General features: G+C 47.1%; 16 protein-coding genes. 4 read left to right on the top strand and 12 right to left on the bottom strand.

The window, feature by feature from the left end:
* Positions 1 to 138: 138 nt before the first annotated feature.
* Positions 139 to 1,392 (top strand): Nramp family divalent metal transporter, encoded by a 1,254-nt coding sequence (locus KNO66_RS12760; RefSeq protein WP_078146347.1) that lies wholly within the window; start codon positions 139 to 141, stop codon positions 1,390 to 1,392.
* Between the two features lie 40 nt (positions 1,393 to 1,432).
* Here the strand turns inward: KNO66_RS12760 and pflA are convergent, their stop codons facing one another.
* Both pflA and pflB read right to left on the bottom strand, forming a co-directional pair.
* Positions 1,433 to 2,149, bottom strand: a complete 717-nt coding sequence (pflA, locus tag KNO66_RS12755; RefSeq protein WP_214742829.1) for a pyruvate formate-lyase-activating protein — start codon at positions 2,147 to 2,149, stop codon at positions 1,433 to 1,435.
* A gap of 56 nt (positions 2,150 to 2,205) precedes the next feature.
* A complete protein-coding gene (pflB, locus tag KNO66_RS12750) occupies positions 2,206 to 4,452 on the bottom strand; it encodes a formate C-acetyltransferase (protein ID WP_214742828.1) in 2,247 nt (748 codons plus the stop codon).
* Between the two features lie 361 nt (positions 4,453 to 4,813).
* Between pflB and KNO66_RS12745 the strand changes: the two genes are divergently transcribed.
* The 3 genes from KNO66_RS12745 to KNO66_RS12735 are packed head-to-tail and all read left to right on the top strand — an operon-like array spanning position 4,814 to position 7,097.
* Complete coding sequence (locus KNO66_RS12745; protein WP_214742827.1) at positions 4,814 to 5,236, top strand: hypothetical protein; 423 nt, start codon at positions 4,814 to 4,816, stop codon at positions 5,234 to 5,236.
* 53 nt (positions 5,237 to 5,289) lie between these two features.
* Positions 5,290 to 6,456 carry a DEAD/DEAH box helicase gene (locus KNO66_RS12740; protein WP_214742826.1) on the top strand — a complete coding sequence of 389 codons (1,167 nt, stop codon included), beginning with the start codon at positions 5,290 to 5,292 and terminating at the stop codon, positions 6,454 to 6,456.
* Entirely contained in the window at positions 6,453 to 7,097 is a 645-nt protein-coding gene (locus KNO66_RS12735; protein ID WP_214742825.1) for a hypothetical protein, read from the top strand. The genes KNO66_RS12740 and KNO66_RS12735 overlap by 4 nt, the downstream gene beginning before the upstream one ends.
* A 29-nt stretch (positions 7,098 to 7,126) precedes the next feature.
* Here KNO66_RS12735 and KNO66_RS12730 read toward each other — a convergent pair whose 3' ends face one another.
* The 10 genes from KNO66_RS12730 to KNO66_RS12685 form a co-directional block, all read right to left on the bottom strand.
* On the bottom strand, positions 7,127 to 8,227 hold the full coding sequence (locus tag KNO66_RS12730) for a hypothetical protein (RefSeq protein ID WP_214742824.1): 1,101 nt from the start codon (positions 8,225 to 8,227) through the stop codon (positions 7,127 to 7,129).
* A gap of 9 nt (positions 8,228 to 8,236) precedes the next feature.
* On the bottom strand, positions 8,237 to 9,043 hold the full coding sequence (locus KNO66_RS12725; protein ID WP_214742823.1) for a hypothetical protein: 807 nt from the start codon (positions 9,041 to 9,043) through the stop codon (positions 8,237 to 8,239).
* Positions 9,040 to 9,720 (bottom strand): ATP-binding cassette domain-containing protein, encoded by a 681-nt coding sequence (locus KNO66_RS12720; protein WP_015880825.1) that lies wholly within the window; start codon positions 9,718 to 9,720, stop codon positions 9,040 to 9,042. Before KNO66_RS12720 ends, KNO66_RS12725 begins: the two co-directional genes overlap by 4 nt.
* Positions 9,698 to 10,090, bottom strand: coding sequence for a GntR family transcriptional regulator (locus tag KNO66_RS12715; RefSeq protein ID WP_211781661.1), 393 nt, complete (start codon positions 10,088 to 10,090; stop codon positions 9,698 to 9,700). Before KNO66_RS12715 ends, KNO66_RS12720 begins: the two co-directional genes overlap by 23 nt.
* A gap of 140 nt (positions 10,091 to 10,230) precedes the next feature.
* Entirely contained in the window at positions 10,231 to 10,821 is a 591-nt protein-coding gene (locus KNO66_RS12710; protein ID WP_214742822.1) for a kinase, read from the bottom strand.
* A gap of 52 nt (positions 10,822 to 10,873) precedes the next feature.
* Positions 10,874 to 12,559, bottom strand: a complete 1,686-nt coding sequence (locus tag KNO66_RS12705) for a b(o/a)3-type cytochrome-c oxidase subunit 1 (RefSeq protein ID WP_214742821.1) — start codon at positions 12,557 to 12,559, stop codon at positions 10,874 to 10,876.
* Complete coding sequence (locus tag KNO66_RS12700) at positions 12,560 to 13,030, bottom strand: cytochrome c oxidase subunit II (RefSeq protein ID WP_214742820.1); 471 nt, start codon at positions 13,028 to 13,030, stop codon at positions 12,560 to 12,562.
* A gap of 23 nt (positions 13,031 to 13,053) precedes the next feature.
* Positions 13,054 to 13,173 carry a cytochrome c oxidase subunit 2A gene (locus KNO66_RS12695; RefSeq protein ID WP_224863290.1) on the bottom strand — a complete coding sequence of 40 codons (120 nt, stop codon included), beginning with the start codon at positions 13,171 to 13,173 and terminating at the stop codon, positions 13,054 to 13,056.
* Positions 13,174 to 13,350: 177 nt separating this feature from the next.
* Positions 13,351 to 14,061: a Crp/Fnr family transcriptional regulator gene (locus tag KNO66_RS12690; RefSeq protein WP_214742819.1), complete on the bottom strand. Its 711-nt coding sequence runs from the start codon at positions 14,059 to 14,061 to the stop codon at positions 13,351 to 13,353.
* Between the two features lie 153 nt (positions 14,062 to 14,214).
* Entirely contained in the window at positions 14,215 to 15,600 is a 1,386-nt protein-coding gene (locus tag KNO66_RS12685) for an aldehyde dehydrogenase (RefSeq protein WP_214742818.1), read from the bottom strand.
* Positions 15,601 to 15,749 lie beyond the last annotated feature (149 nt).

Here is a 15,749-nt window from a genome sequence, read left to right as displayed (position 1 = left end):
GCACTGTGAGTCAAACGACTCACAGTTTTTTATTTGAAATTTGACAGGTTCTCATCACAGGCGTAAAATTGCCGTATACTTAAAAAGTTTACCTAGGGAAACAAATTAACCATTACGCAAAAGAAAGAAGGATTCGGCATGCTGAATGAAGTGGATTCGGCTCTCACTCACAAATCAATGTCTCAAAAAATAAAGACACTTCTTCCTTTTTTAGGACCAGCGTTCGTCGCTTCGGTCGCTTATATCGATCCCGGAAATTATGCAACGAATATTGCCGCTGGATCTCAATTCGGTTACTTGCTTTTATGGGTCATCTTAGTGGCTAACTTGATGGCCGGATTGATTCAAACATTGTCTGCTAAAATTGGAATCGCGACCGGGAAAAACTTGCCTGAGATTTGTCGTGACCGTTTTTCTAAGAAGACTGCTATCTTTTTATGGATTCAAGCCGAACTCATGATCATGGCGACAGATTTAGCAGAGTTTGTAGGGGCGGCACTCGGAATTTATCTCGTGTTTGATGTAACACTCATTCAAGCGGCACTTCTGGCCGCCGTCGGTTCTTTTGCTATTTTGGAAGTACAACGTCGGGGATATCGACCACTTGAAACGATTGTGACCGGGATGCTACTCGTCGTCGCGCTCGCTTTTGCCATTCAAACGTTCAGTGCTCAACCAGAAGTAAAACCACTCTTATCCGGTCTTCTCATTCCTCGGTTCGATGGGACGGAGAGTATATTATTGGCTGCCGGAATATTAGGCGCTACCGTTATGCCTCATGCCATCTATTTACACTCTGCGTTGACACAACGACGCATCACGGGTAAAGATGCCGTCGCACGTAAACGTATCATGAAATTCGAACGAATCGATGTAACGATTGCCATGGTGCTCGCTGGTGCAATCAATGCGAGTATGCTAATAATCGCAGCCGCTGTCTTCTATAAGAATGGATTCGTCGTGAGCGACTTAGAGATTGCACACCAGCAATTTGACTCCTTTTTAGGTTCACCGATCGCCATGCTGTTTGGAATTGGACTAATGGTTGCCGGATTGTCGAGCGCATCCGTCGGGACTTTGGCTGGAGACGTCGTCATGCAAGGTTATATTCAAAAACATATCCCGATTTATGTACGTCGTGTGATTACGATGGCTCCGCCACTCTTACTCATCCTTTCCGGTGTGAACTTGACGAATGCTCTCGTGTGGAGCCAAGTCATCCTGTCGTTCGGTATCGCATTCGCCCTCGTTCCTCTGCTTCTCTTCACGAGCAACAAATCCTTGATGGGCGAACTCGTGAATCATCGGATGACGACATGGATCGGTTGGGGAATTACGACAATCGTCATCGCATTAAATCTTTTCTTAATCATCCAAACCTTTATTTTCTGATTTAAAAAACAAGCGCAGACCGAGCCGGTCTGCGCTTGTTTTATACAGTTCCCTGCAAAATCCCTTCCGCCCATTCGACTTCCTCGGACGTCGGGGGTTTCGTACCTTTGAGCGGATAATCGAGACCGAGCGCCTCCCATTTGTAGACACCCATCTCATGGTACGGCAAAATCTCGACTTTCTCGACATGGTCTAACTTTTGAATGAACGCGGCGGTGCGACGAAGCGCACCTTCCTCAAGCGTCCATCCAGGGACGAGGACGTGGCGAATCCACATTTTCGTTCCGCGCTCGGAAAGATGTTCGGCAAGCGCGAGCGTGTTGGCATTGCTACGTCCCGTCAACTTCTTACACATGTCGTCGTCGATATGCTTGATATCGAGCAAGACAAGGTCGGTGTGATCTAAAATCGCATCCAAATTAGGAGGTCGGAGCGCACCGGACGTATCAAGTGTCGTATGAAGCCCATGCTTTTTCGCTTCACGCAGCAGCGCCTCTAAAAATTCAGGTTGCGCGAGTGGGTCACCACCAGAAATGGTGATGCCCCCCTTCGATGCTTCCATGAACGGACGGTAACTGAGCGCCTCTTGAATGACGTCTTCAGCCGAGCGGTGGTTATTCTTTTTGAAATCCCACGTGTCCGCATTATGGCAGTATAAACAACGCAAGGCACAACCTTGTAAAAAGACGATGAAGCGAATCCCTGGGCCGTCAACTGTTCCGAATGATTCGACCGAATGTACATATCCCATTGTCATCGAAATGACCTCCTAACGAATGAGCGGTCCTCCGTGGAAGGCCGCTAAGCCTTTACTTACAACGAACCGTGGAACGTACGGTTGATGACGTCGATCTGTTGCTCACGTGTCAACTTGATGAAGTTGACCGCATATCCTGATACGCGAATCGTGAGTTGCGGATATTCTTCTGGATGTTCCATTGCGTCAAGGAGTGTCTCACGGTTGAAGACGTTGACGTTCAAGTGATGTCCTTTATGCTCTCCACTCATGTATCCATCAAGGAGTGCCGCCAAGTTGAGTTCACGTGCGATCTCTTCTTTCCCGAGTGCTTTCGGTACGATCGAGAACGTGTATGAGATTCCATCTTGTGCATGTTCAAATGGAAGTTTCGCAACAGATGAGAGCGAGGCAGCCGCGCCTTTTGTATCTCGTCCATGCATCGGGTTCGCTCCTGGAGCGAATGGTTCACCGGCACGGCGTCCGTCTGGCGTATTCCCTGTTTTCTTACCGTACACGACGTTCGATGTAATCGTGAGGACCGATTGCGTATGAAGCGCATCCCGATATGTTTTATGCTTCCGCACTTTCTCCATGAATGATTCGACGAGTTCGACCGCGATGGCATCGACACGGTCGTCATTGTTTCCGAATTTCGGGAAGTCTCCTTCTGTTTCGAAGTCGACGATGACTCCTTCTTCGTTACGGACAGGTTTGACGTTTGCGTATTTGATTGCTGAGAGACTATCCGCCGTTACCGAGAGACCCGCGATTCCACAAGCCATCGTCCGTAAGATTTCAGGGTCATGAAGCGCCATTTCGATGCGTTCGTACGCATATTTATCGTGCATGAAGTGAATGACGTTGAGCGTGTTGACGTATAATTCCGCCAACCAGTCGAGCGTCCGGTCAAAGTCGGCATACACTTTTTCGTACGTGAGCACGTCTTCTGTGTTCATTTCCCAAACCGGAGCGATTTGTGCTCCGCTCTTCTCATCGCGTCCACCGTTCATGCTATAGAGAAGGGCTTTCGCCATGTTGGCACGCGCACCGAAGAACTGCATTTGTTTCCCGATCTTCATCGGTGACACACAACATGCGATCCCATAGTCATCACCGAATTGTGGCATCATCAAGTCATCGTTCTCATATTGAATCGCTGACGTTTCAATCGACATTTTCGCACAGTATTGTTTGAACCCTTCTGGAAGTTTCGTCGACCAAAGAACGGTCAAGTTTGGTTCTGGCGCTGGTCCGAGGTTCGTGAGTGAATGCAAGAACCGGAACGAGCTCTTCGTGACGTTCGAACGACCATCTTCACTCATCCCACCGATCGACTCCGTTACCCAAGTCGGGTCACCTGAGAATAATTCGTTATAGTCCGGTGTCCGTAAGAATTTGACGATTCGAAGCTTCATGATGAAGTGATCGACGATTTCCTGAACATCCGATTCTGTTAAACGACCCGCTTCAAGGTCACGTTCAGCGTACACATCGAGGAATGTCGAGACACGACCGAGTGACATCGCTGCACCGTTTTGTTCTTTGATGGCAGCAAGATACGCCAAGTAGACCCATTGATACGCTTCTTGCGTGTTTTCTGCAGGACGACCGAGGTCAAATCCATAAGCGGCCCCAAGTTGTTTCAATTCTTGGAGGGCACGAAGTTGTTCCGATAGTTCTTCCCGGTCCCGGATATCCGATTCAGATAAGAATCCACCACGTTTCGCCAAGTCTTTTTTGCGTTCTGCCATTAAGAAGTCGATTCCGTAGAGGGCGACGCGACGGTAGTCACCGATGATGCGTCCGCGACCATATGCATCTGGAAGTCCTGTAATGATTCCTGATTTACGCGCGGCACGCATCTCAGGCGTATAGGCGTCGAAGACACCTTGGTTATGTGTTTTACGAATTTCCGAGTAAATTTTTGTGATTTCTTCGTCTGGCTCGAAACCATATGATTCGAGTGCGGCATCCACCATGCGAATCCCGCCATTCGGGTGAATCGAACGTTTGAACGGCTCATCCGTCTGAACGCCAACGACTTTCTCTAACTCTTTGTTTAAGTAACCTGGTCCATGCGACACGATTGTCGATGGTGTGTGTTGATCAACGTCCCAGACGCCTCCACGTTCACGCTCTTCTTTTGTCAGTTCCATCACACGATTCCAAAGAACGTTTGTCGCTTCTGTCGGACCTGCTAAAAACGTATCGTTTCCTGTGTATTCATGACGGTTCAAACGGATAAACTCACTGACATTCACTTCATTCGTCCACTGACCAGGAACAAAACCTGACCATGCGGATTTGATTTCGGTTGCCATGTTGATTCACTCCTCATTCTCGAAAGTAACTGCGTGTTATCTATACTGTGAGTGTACGTGAAAACGTGAACAATATGTTTTACATTCTTGTGAAACTTGTAACAATCTTATGAACGGGATGATATAGCCATTTTTGAAAGCGTTTTATAAACTGTTATATCTGTTAGTATATATACTATGAAACAGCTGAATCCCAATTGAATCAGGTTTATCGATTATCTGTACTACTTTGATTGTTCTGTGACGAACTATACAGTTTTTAAGGTGATTAATCTCACATCACTCGGTTAGAACTTGAATTTTTGTGTCGTATCAGACACAATGAAGGCAGAACATTGTATAAGAGGAAGGGGTTCTACTCATGACGTATGAACCATTAACAGCAAATCACGCCTTTCAAGTTGGCGATCGTATCTCATTGAAGGTCGATGAGACCGGTGAAAAGCGTGACGGATTTATCACAGAGTTTGAAGACGGAGGGTTTTGGATCCGCTTTGACGATGACATCGAGAATGAAGATTTTATCGACTATCGCGACCAGTTACTCGCCGCCCTTTTGTCGCGTCCAATCCATGTCATTACGACACATCCGGAACTGAAACCGTTCGAGCAAATGACGGCCGAATTGCAGTATCGCGTCTATCAGGGCTTCACAATCGAGAAAGTTGAATTGACAGCAGAAGGTGCAGACGCCCACATCCAACTCATTGAAGACGGTCAGACGTACACACAGACGTTACGTTCTTCCATGGAAGATGGTCAGGAGCATGTTCGCTATATTTGAGGAGGGAGCGCTTTCGCTTCCTTTGTTTTTGCCTAAAGATAAGGAGACCGAATATGAATTTTACAAAACCTTTTATTAACGAAACGTGGGAACGGATGGGCTTCAGTGAGCCGATGCCGGTCCAAAAAGAAGCGTTTCCCCTACTATTAGATGGAAAAGACGTGACAATCGAGGCACCAACCGGAACGGGTAAGACACTCGCCTACCTGCTCCCAGCCATTGAAAAGATCGATCCATCGAACGACCGTATCCAAGTCGTCATCGTCGCTCCGACTCGTGAACTTGTTATGCAGATTCAACAAGTCGCACAACGTTTCACCGAAAAGGGAGATGTCCGCATCGGCTCGTTCATCGGCGGCGTCGAATTGAAACGCCAAATCGACCGAATCAAGAAAAAACCTCAGTTGATCGTTGGGACACCGGGTCGTCTCGTCGAGTTGATCGACAAGAAAAAGCTGAAGCTTCACGAAACGCATACCGTCATCTTAGATGAAGCCGATCAAATCATCGACAGCGGTTTGACAGAGGCCGCAGAACGGATCATCAAGCATACTGCGCACGAACGTCAACTTGCACTCGTCTCGGCAACACTTACCGATTCACTTAAAGAGTGGTCGGCACCGTTCATGAATGAACCGGCTCATATCAAAATCGAACGTGCTGTCAGCGATCAAGTGACATACGGTTACTTGTTGACGACGCGCCGTTATAAACCGGAACTTCTTCGTCGCCTTTCGCACGTCGATGGCGTAAAGGCACTCGCCTTCATCAATAACCGCTCATTCTTGCCTCCACTTCGTGGAGAACTAGAAAAGTTGAAAGTGGACTATCGGATGCTCGACAGCTTAAAAGGAAAACGTGAACGCGTCGAGACGCTCCGCGAATTCCGAAAAGGCGAATATCCGCTCCTCATCACGACAGGACTTGCTGCACGCGGTCTCGATATTGAAGACGTGACGCACGTCGTCCATTTCGACTTACCGGAATCAATCGATGACTTCATCCACCGTTCTGGCCGTACCGCTCGTGGGAATGCAGGCGGAACCGTCCTTTCTCTCGTGACGACGGACGATTTGCCACACTTAAAATCATTCGCGCGTCAACTCGGTGTCGAGTTGAAAGAGCTCGAAATCTATCGCGGTGACGTGATTGAGAAACGGATTGAGGAGAAGCCTCCTGTCGTCAAACGCCCTGCGAACAAGCGAGGACCGCGCCGATGAAAAAAGACCGGAAAGTAATTCCCTTCCCTTTGCTCGTCGAAGAGTCCGAATTGCTTGCCGAACTGAAAAAGTTGTATGAGCAAGCGGCTCTAGCGCGAAGCACACAGTGGACGAACTATATTCAAGAGATTGCCTCGGAAGGGACATGGCATTTAAAAGATGCCGAACTCTTCCGCGACCTCTTTATCGATTGGGCCGTCTTCTTTGAAACGGATGAGGATGGAATGACGCCACATGGTCGCTATTTGGCCGACCATAAGAACGACATGTCCCCTGCCCTTTATCACGCACTCCGTGGACTAGCTGTCCCGCGTTGTAGCATTTTTGAAGTCACAGAAGACGGTCAGTTGAAAGACTGGGAGTCCAAAGAGACATACGCTGTTCAGTTACCAGAAGAACGTGAGACCGGCGACCTCGTTCTCGGGAAGTTACTCGATATCCGAGGCAGTTGGCGTTTCGGTTCGGCGTTTCTCGCCTTACCTGCGAAGATGTCTGGGAATGTTGCCGATTTATATATCGACTTTACAGATGAAGTCGGTCCCGGTGCCTTTTTGGAGCAGTTCCCAGAGTTCTGCGCGGAACTGATCGACTTGTTGCTGGATTTAGAAGATGGCGTCATCATACCGAAACCACCAAAATAAGCAAAGGGCCGCGGCCCTTTGCTTATTTTTTATCTGACATATACGTTAATTTCTTTGAGCATATCACGTGCGTCTTCATTTTCCGGCGTGATCGCCGCACTTGAGATTTGTTTCCCATCCTCGTACACATCGATGACGACACCGTCTTTCGCCTGGCGCGTTTGGTACAGGCGACCATTCGCATAGAAGGCATCATCCACCGAATCGAGAACTTTACGAGTCATCTGCTTCCCAGTGTTCAAATCAATGACGACTTCCTCGCCGTCCTCATTTAATGCGAAAAGATTGTGGTTCGACACTGTATAATCCCAAAAGCCTTGGTCTTCTGCTAATTGAACAACTTTACCCGTTTTTGTGTCGTAAGCGAAGAGTCCTGGATTCGGATTCTCAACATTGATTTCTTCTTCCCCTTCTCGGATCACTTCGTACGAGCTGACGCCGACTGGGATGTATCGTGTTTCTGTCATTTGAGAGGATACATCGGTATTGTAAAGTCGATTCGTATTGATGACATGGGTGATAAATCCTTTGTCCATACTCAACTCTTTGACCGTCACCTCATTCATCACTTCATTGAACGTGGCAATCATTGTTTTTACGTTTTCGTCATATCCATCTCGATAGATTAAGTTTAACTGGCCATCATTTAGAAATGCGCCTGCCCACACCCCGTTCACGATGTCGTATATTTTTGAATCATTGGCATCGAATGAAAATGTCGATAACTTTTCTCCATCTTCTTGTGTAAACACGATGAGCTCTTTCATCCCATCCTGACCAACCCCAATATATCCGTCTTCCGTTCGAATCGATTGGGCATACGTCCATCCATTCATGATTCTATGGATGGAACGCGCATCTCCATTCAAACGTTCACGATACCGCATTCCCTCAGCTATATAGTTCAAATTTGACGTGATGTGACTCTTTTCAGTCGTCACTTCAAACCGCTGTTCAATATCGTTCTCTGTGCTATAACTGACCTCTACCACTGCATCTTCCCACACAGATGGATTCGAACTGATGTCTAACGCCCATTCTGCTTTCGGTTCTGTCGCATCTACAGCAAACGTCCCAAGTCCAATCACGATGACCGCACCGAGCGCGGCCACATTCCACATTCGTTTCATCTTTTCACCTCACACATTCAATTTCGTCTGTAAAAAGTGTCTGCCTAGCCAAATCGTCACACTCACCCATACCATCAACACCACACCGACATACACGATCGTCTCGTCATAAATTAGTCGATTCGACAAGAACGCGTAGCCTAAAATGGGAATAGTAAAGATGACAACTAGGATCGACAAGCTAAGTACCGGTGACCACATCGTCCGTTGCCAGAAACTTCGTTCAATCAATACGAATGTGAAGATGAAGAGCACAACAATCGTGATCATCAATTGATGAATGACAAAGTTGATGAGCGAAGAAGGATACATCATAGATAGCATTGGTTGGTACGATAGTGCTTGTTCAAATGATCCTTGAGTCGGAATCATCTTGTCCTCGAACCAACTTATAAATGCTATGTATTGTAACTTGAGGGCAATCCATTCGACGGCGAACAATCCTAAAGTCATCATCAAAATCGTAGCAAGTTTGGCGGAAAAGATTGTCATCCGTTTTTGTGGCATCGTCAGAAGTCGTAGCATGAACGTCCCTCGTCCTTGAAAATCGCGATACCAAATCCATATGCTGTATAGTAACACGGTAGCGACGGCAATCCCGAGGGATAAAAGATATGGAGTCCCGTTTAAGTAACTGACAAACATTAATTTGTAGTCAGCTGCTCCCTCTCGTCGCAACTGTTCATACTTATCCGTCTCATTCCATAAAAAGTAACCGAGCCATCCAAACTGGACGACGAGGAGACCTGCGACGAATATTAAGAACGGTTTCGTGACACGCTCGACTTCCCAACTCAATAGTTTCAATAAATTCATGCCCCGTACTCCTCTCTCATCACATCGACGATGGATTTCCCGTGAATGAAACGGACATCCTCGACATCAAACTCACGAACAATGCGTCCGTTATTCAACATGACCGCCTTGTCGATCAAGTACTCGATATCCTCAATTTCATGTGTCGTGATGAGGACGCCCCGGTTCTCCATGATTTCACTAGAGAACAGTTCAACAATCTGTTCTTTCGAAAAGACATCGATTCCTGAGAACGGCTCATCGAGCAATAGATAATCCGGATCTTGGGCAATCCCGAGCGCAAGGTTCGCTTTGGCGAGCGTCCCTTTCGATAACTCGCTCAACTTGTCCTCCGGGAACAATTTAAAATCTTCGACGAGACGAGCAAATAATGCCGAATCAAATGTCGGATAAAAATCTTTCATAAACGCCTCACATTGTTCAATCGTGAAATGAATTGGGAACATCGCATGGTCGGCGACAAAGGCGACACGATTCAAATCAATTGGTTTTCCATCAATCAATACCGAACCTTTATCGAAAGGTGTCAATCCCATGATGCCTTTCAATAACGTCGATTTCCCCGTTCCGTTTAGTCCGATGAGGCACGTGATCTCCCCTTTGTTTGCTGTGAACGAAACGTCTTCAATGACTTGTTTCCGGCGATAGCGTTTCTTAACTCCCAACACTTCGATCATCGTACATCCCCTCCTTGTACTGTCGTTTGATTTTCTCGACCAGCTCGTCCACCGAGACGTCGAGTTCTTGAATCGCTTCCACAAATACCGCGACCGCATCATCTACAATCTCAGAGCGAATGTGTTTGAGGATGACGTCATCTGTCGTCACGCGACTCGGTCGATTTCGTTCGGTCGTAATCAATTGTTGGTCCTCCATTTCCTTGAACGCTTTTTGAACGGTGTTCGGATTAATTTTTAAATCGTTTGCTAGTTCTCGTCGGGATGGCATCTCATCCCCGGCTCTCAGTTCACCGAGCGCCATCTTCTTCTTGAAGTAGTCGACGACTTGCAGGTAAACCGGTGCCCTCGTATTGAATTGCATGTTCATCACCTTTCTAAGTGTATGACATGGTTAATACACTTTCTAACTGTATTATTAGCGTAATACACTTTGACGTCAATCATTTTTTTCAAATTTTCTCCAAACAAAAAACATCTGACACGTACGTCAGATGTTGAAACGTTCAGTCAGAGCACGATGTCTGCTCCTCTTTTCGGGTCGACATGTTGTAGATAGAATTCTTCCCCTGGCCAGTACCTGCGCTTGTATTTCTCAAGCCGTGCTATCGGATCACCGAGGTATGTATCCCGGTTTAATACCCGCTCGTACCGAACTTTTCGGGGACAATCGAGATAAATCACATAATCATAATAAGGTCGCCATTCCGGTCGTTGTAGAAAAATTCCTTCGACGACGACTGTATGCGCAGATGATACGTCCACGACCTCCTCTGCGATGACATCTCGTTCATACACGTAACGAGGTAACGTCAATTCCGTCTTCCCATTCCTCAATGGACGAAACAGTTCACGTTCTAAGCGCGACACGTCCCATTGAAGTGCGTAATACTCGGTCGGTTCAGGCTTTCCGGTCTGATAGCGTCTGTCACGTTCGACGATATAGTCATCGATGTGAAGAACGTAAACATTCGGTTCATTGCTCAAATGCGAGACGAGTGTCGTCTTGCCCGCTCCACTCAATCCATCAATCGCTACGACAAACGGTCGATTCCCTGAGTGCATCGAATGCGCTGCACGAATGACGTCCGATACGTTCATGTCGTTCCTCCTCACACAAAAGAAGTCAGCTCACGAATGAGCTGACTTTAGTTTACCAGAGTACCCAACCTCGTGCTCCAGGAGGTGCACTCTCAATCAAGTGCCAGATTGGAACCGTGTATGCAAAGGCGATCAAGACGAATGTCACCGTGATCCATAGTTTCCAGTTCTCGAAATAACGAGGTGTATCCATCGCCGCCTCTTCTGTCTCAGCGAGCGGGAATTCTTCTTCTCCTTTAGGAGCGAGGAATGACAAGTTGAACATCGAGTAGACGAAGATGAGAACAGAGATGAACAAAATCGTTCCCCCGATTGCCATCATGACGTGATATGGGATCCACTCACGCGTCAACGCATCCGAGAAATAAGTTGCCGGACCCGTACGACGTGGGTTCCCGTTTAATCCTGAAATATGCATCGCATACGACATGATGCTCATACCGACTGCCCACGTCCCTGCTTGAATCAATCCAAATTTGTTCATCGCCTTCGTCAACGTACGACCACGAAGGACTGGGACAAGCCAGTATGCCGTTCCGAAGAAGGTTAAGGCAACGGCAGTTCCGACTGTGATATGGAAGTGACCCGTGACCCAAAGTGTATTGTGGACCATCGCATTCAATTGGTGCGAAGCGTTGATGATCCCACCTGCACCAGCTGGGATGAAGAATAACATCCCGATGAATGGTGCGAGGAAACGAACGTCGCCATACGGCATTTTCTTCACCCAACCGAACAACCCTTTCGCGCCGAGCGCGCGTCCACGAAGTTCAAACGTCGCAAAGAGCGAGAATGCTGTCATAAACGATGGGATAACGACCAAGAACGTCAAGATGACTTGAACGAACTTCCAAAACGGTTCGATCCCTGGTTCTGTCAACTGATGGTGGAAACCGACCGGGAACGAGAAGAGCAAGAACAACAGGAACGCCATCCGTGCCAACGCATCCGAGAAGATTTTTCCACCGATGACTTTCGGCACGACCGTATACCATACAATATATGCCGGCATGAGCCAGAAATAAACGAGTGGGTGTCCGAAGTACCAGAACAATGTACGAGACAACTCGATTCCGACTGTATCTGTCCATCCTAACGAGAGCGGAAGGAGTTGGAAAAGAATCGTTGCTGCGACACCGAGTGTAGCAATGTCCCAAAGAAGCATCGTCATAATACTCATATATGCAGGGAGTGGTGGATGAATCCCAGGATTGTCACGTTTGTAGTCCGCATACATGCGGAACATCGCAAACGATGCCATCCATGTCCCGACTACGAATAAGACGAGCCCGACATAGAAGAGCGGGTCTGCCATAAGCGGTGCATAAAATGTATATAAGACCGTCCCTTTATTGGCCAAAATCATGACGGTTACCATGACAGCACCGATGATCATCGTCCAAAAACCGAGCCACGCGACGCGTGTCGGGAATGATTCAAAGCGTCCGAACGATTTCGCAAGGAGTGCATATAAGAGACCGATGATGAACATGGTCGTGAAAACAATCCCGAGCATAATACCGTGAGCCGTTAGCAATTGATAATATCCAAAGATTTCAGGAATGACACCCGTCCGAATCAACGTTTGAGTCAATCCGGCTAGCGCCCCAATCAAGATGGCGAGTACCGATACAAAAACGTGACCATAAGCTAGGCGTGCTTCCTTCGCTCCGATGCTCGGAACCGGGACCCCACGTTCCATCTCCCATTGCTTTAGTTTAGATGATACGTCATTCATTTACTCCACCACCTTGATTTTAGTCGACATCATGTGATGTCCTGATCCGCAATATTCGTTACAAAGAATTAAGAACTCACCCGCATCTTCGAACGTATACGTCAATGAGTTGATATGTCCAGGGACGACCATCATGTTGACCGGTGTACCCGTCAACTGAAATCCATGAACGACGTCAGGTGACGTGACGAGGAATGTCACTTTTGCCCCTTTTGGAATTTCAACATTTCCTGGTGTGAACGTAAACGCTTGTGCGATCATGACCAGTTCGTATTCATTTTCACCAATTTGATGAAGTCCTGGTTTGTCAAATGGAGCTGTCTGATTTACTTTTGCCGGGTCAATCAAATCCGCATCCGATGCGGGTTGATTGCCTGCCGCGAATGCGGATACCCCAAGAACAGTCAAGAAGACTGCGAGAAGAATGATACCAAATGTTAGCCAATATTTTTCTAGTTTATGAATATGCACGACGAGACCTCCTCCCTACATGTTTATCGTGTGACGAATAAGTAAAAGACTGATGACCACATGGCGATGATGACACCCGCCACGATCATGACCGATGTAAACGTTCCCTTTAAGTTCGGCTCTTGCCCATCTTTATGTTCCACGTGTAAGACCCCTTTCGGTTGTTTTTCCACCTTTATTGTATGCAATCGCCAAGGCGTTAATATGTGATATTTATCACTTCAAAAGTGACAATCACATCAATTTTGCGTAGTTTCAACACATAAAGTTCACATTTATTCAAAACAGTCCACAAAAAAACCGCCTGATGTAGAGGCGGTTTACAAACGACATATTCCTGCTGGACAACCCTCGCAATGGCATAGTTCCTTTAAAAAATCGACATCGTGGATGACGATCGATTTACCGGTCGTGCTGATGACCCCATCCTTTCGCCACTGACTAATCAAGCGGTTCACCGTCTCTCGCGGGGCTCCGATCAATTGTCCGAGCTCACCATCGGAAGGATGACGAGGAATCACGATTGTACCTTCTTCCTCCACACCTTGCATCGCAGCCATCCGAAGCAACGTCGAGGCTAACGCCCCTGGTTTACCGTATAGCAATAAGTCACGTACTTTCATCTCGGAATGTTTACGCATCATCGAGGTCCATCGTAAGATTTCTCCAGCAAATCGAATATCACGTTGCATGAGCGATTCCAATTCACGTTTTGAAATCGTCCCGATTGTACTCTCTTCGGTCGTCTCGATGCTATATGAACTAGGGAAAGTCTCCACAATATCGAATTCACCAAAGAAATCATCTGCCCCATACATGAACATGACAAGCGGATTTCCCTTTTTCGTGATTTTTGTGAATTTGACAGAACCACTCTTTAAGTAAAAGAACTTTTCACACTTCTCGCCTTCCCAACATACGATACTCGCTTTCGGATGATGTTGGATCGTCATCATTTCGAGTAACAATTGCTTCGTTTCATCTGAGAATACAAAACTGTTCGGTTGGGTCGTTCCACATTGCATTGACATAGCTCGGTGCTCCCTCCATGTTTCATTCGTCCGTTCCATTTATGACTTTATTATACAGGAGTGTGACAGCGAGTATCAGAAAAGTATGTGACATTTCAAACAATCTTTTCAAAATAAAAAGATTCGGTATAGCACCCGAATCTCTTTATTCCCTTATCGTTGAATAAAACGAATCAATTGTTCGGCCGGTTTGAAGTTCGGATATCGGACCGGTAAATCAAATTTCGTCGTATTTTTCAAAATGGACTTCGCATGACTGAACGTCTCAAAACTCGTACGTCCATGATAGGCTCCCATTCCGCTCTCACCCACTCCACCAAACGGTAGATTCGGGTTGGTCAAGTGCATGATAACATCATTCACACATCCGCCACCAAAGGAAAGGTGCTTCATGACGGTTCTTTCCACATCCTTCGACTCGGTAAAGAGATAGAGCGCCAATGGGTGAGGTCGGTCCGAGATGAACTCGATCACTTCATCTAGTTGACGATATGGAATGACCGGTAAAATCGGACCGAAAATCTCATCTTTCATCACGTCAGCATCTTCATGGAGGTTCGTCATGACGGTCGGTGCGATTTTCAGTTCATCCCGATCCGTCTCTCCACCGAACACAAGATCACCTTCTGTCAAATAGTGAGACAAACGGTCGAAGTGTGATCCATTGACGATGCGCGTGTATCGTTTCGTACCGACACCGTTCCCAAACATCGCAAACGCCTCTTGTTTGATCGCTTCTAATAATGCTTCTTGTTGTGATTCATGAACGAGCACATAGTCTGGTGCGACACACGTTTGCCCGGCGTTCATCCATTTTCCCCACGCGATACGTTTTGCCGCAATGGAGACGTTCGCATCTCCGTGAACGATCACAGGTGATTTTCCACCAAGTTCGAGCGTGACTGGCGTCAGGTGTTTCGCTGCCGCCTGGTTGACGATTCGGCCAACTTGCGTCGATCCCGTGAAGAAAATATAATCCCATTTTTGGTCCAACAGCTCTTGCGCTGTGTCTTTATCTCCTTCGACACTCGCCACATATCGGTCAGTGAAGGCACGCTCTAACACTTGCGTCAGGACGCGCGCCACATTCGGCGTTAATTCTGAAGGTTTGACGACGGCCGTGTTCCCTGCGGCAATCGCACCGATGAGCGGCGCAACAGCCAATTGGAATGGATAATTCCATGGAGCGATAATCAATACCGTACCATATGGCTCGTACTGAACCTCACTCTTCATCCCAAGATGGATGGCCGTTCCTCGGACACGCTTCGGACGCATCCATCTTTTCAATTCACGCGTCGTTCGTGAAATCTCGTCGTAAATAAATCCGATTTCCGTCGTGTATGCATCCATTTCGGACTTGTTCAAATCTTCGCGAAGGGCCTCTAACAAATCCGCCTCGTGATGCTTAATGGACTCCTTTAAAAACGTCAGCATGCTCAAACGAAATGCCATTGATTTTGTCGCCTGGGTTTTAAAGAAGCGGCGCTGTTTCTGGACTAGTTCGTCAATCGTCAACTGTTCAATCGGTGCCAGCATGAAATTTCCTCCTTATGATTCATCACATTGATTTCATTGTAACATCGTGTGAAAAGCGAATCGAAAAAAAACGCTTTCATCGATTTAACGCACACAAAGCGTTTAAATGTTTAAACGTTTAATCATAGAGTAATCGATTGCCTCGGTCG

The organism is Exiguobacterium sp. s48 (assembly GCF_018617395.1).
In the GTDB taxonomy this organism is placed as follows: Bacteria; Bacillota; Bacilli; order Exiguobacteriales; family Exiguobacteriaceae; genus Exiguobacterium.
This window is presented reverse-complemented; position numbering and strand designations above follow the sequence as displayed.

What these genes read in the sequence shown, in the direction of transcription:
- KNO66_RS12760 (WP_078146347.1), top strand. Translation starts at nt 139, where the DNA reads ATGCTGAATGAAGTGGATTCGGCTCTCACTCACAAATCAATGTCTCAA.
- pflA (WP_214742829.1), bottom strand. Translation starts at nt 2,149, where the DNA reads ATGACAATGGGATATGTACATTCGGTCGAATCATTCGGAACAGTTGAC.
- pflB (WP_214742828.1), bottom strand. Translation starts at nt 4,452, where the DNA reads ATGGCAACCGAAATCAAATCCGCATGGTCAGGTTTTGTTCCTGGTCAG.
- KNO66_RS12745 (WP_214742827.1), top strand. Translation starts at nt 4,814, where the DNA reads ATGACGTATGAACCATTAACAGCAAATCACGCCTTTCAAGTTGGCGAT.
- KNO66_RS12740 (WP_214742826.1), top strand. Translation starts at nt 5,290, where the DNA reads ATGAATTTTACAAAACCTTTTATTAACGAAACGTGGGAACGGATGGGC.
- KNO66_RS12735 (WP_214742825.1), top strand. Translation starts at nt 6,453, where the DNA reads ATGAAAAAAGACCGGAAAGTAATTCCCTTCCCTTTGCTCGTCGAAGAG.
- KNO66_RS12730 (WP_214742824.1), bottom strand. Translation starts at nt 8,227, where the DNA reads ATGAAACGAATGTGGAATGTGGCCGCGCTCGGTGCGGTCATCGTGATT.
- KNO66_RS12725 (WP_214742823.1), bottom strand. Translation starts at nt 9,043, where the DNA reads ATGAATTTATTGAAACTATTGAGTTGGGAAGTCGAGCGTGTCACGAAA.
- KNO66_RS12720 (WP_015880825.1), bottom strand. Translation starts at nt 9,720, where the DNA reads ATGATCGAAGTGTTGGGAGTTAAGAAACGCTATCGCCGGAAACAAGTC.
- KNO66_RS12715 (WP_211781661.1), bottom strand. Translation starts at nt 10,090, where the DNA reads ATGAACATGCAATTCAATACGAGGGCACCGGTTTACCTGCAAGTCGTC.
- KNO66_RS12710 (WP_214742822.1), bottom strand. Translation starts at nt 10,821, where the DNA reads ATGAACGTATCGGACGTCATTCGTGCAGCGCATTCGATGCACTCAGGG.
- KNO66_RS12705 (WP_214742821.1), bottom strand. Translation starts at nt 12,559, where the DNA reads ATGAATGACGTATCATCTAAACTAAAGCAATGGGAGATGGAACGTGGG.
- KNO66_RS12690 (WP_214742819.1), bottom strand. Translation starts at nt 14,061, where the DNA reads ATGTCAATGCAATGTGGAACGACCCAACCGAACAGTTTTGTATTCTCA.
- KNO66_RS12685 (WP_214742818.1), bottom strand. Translation starts at nt 15,600, where the DNA reads ATGCTGGCACCGATTGAACAGTTGACGATTGACGAACTAGTCCAGAAA.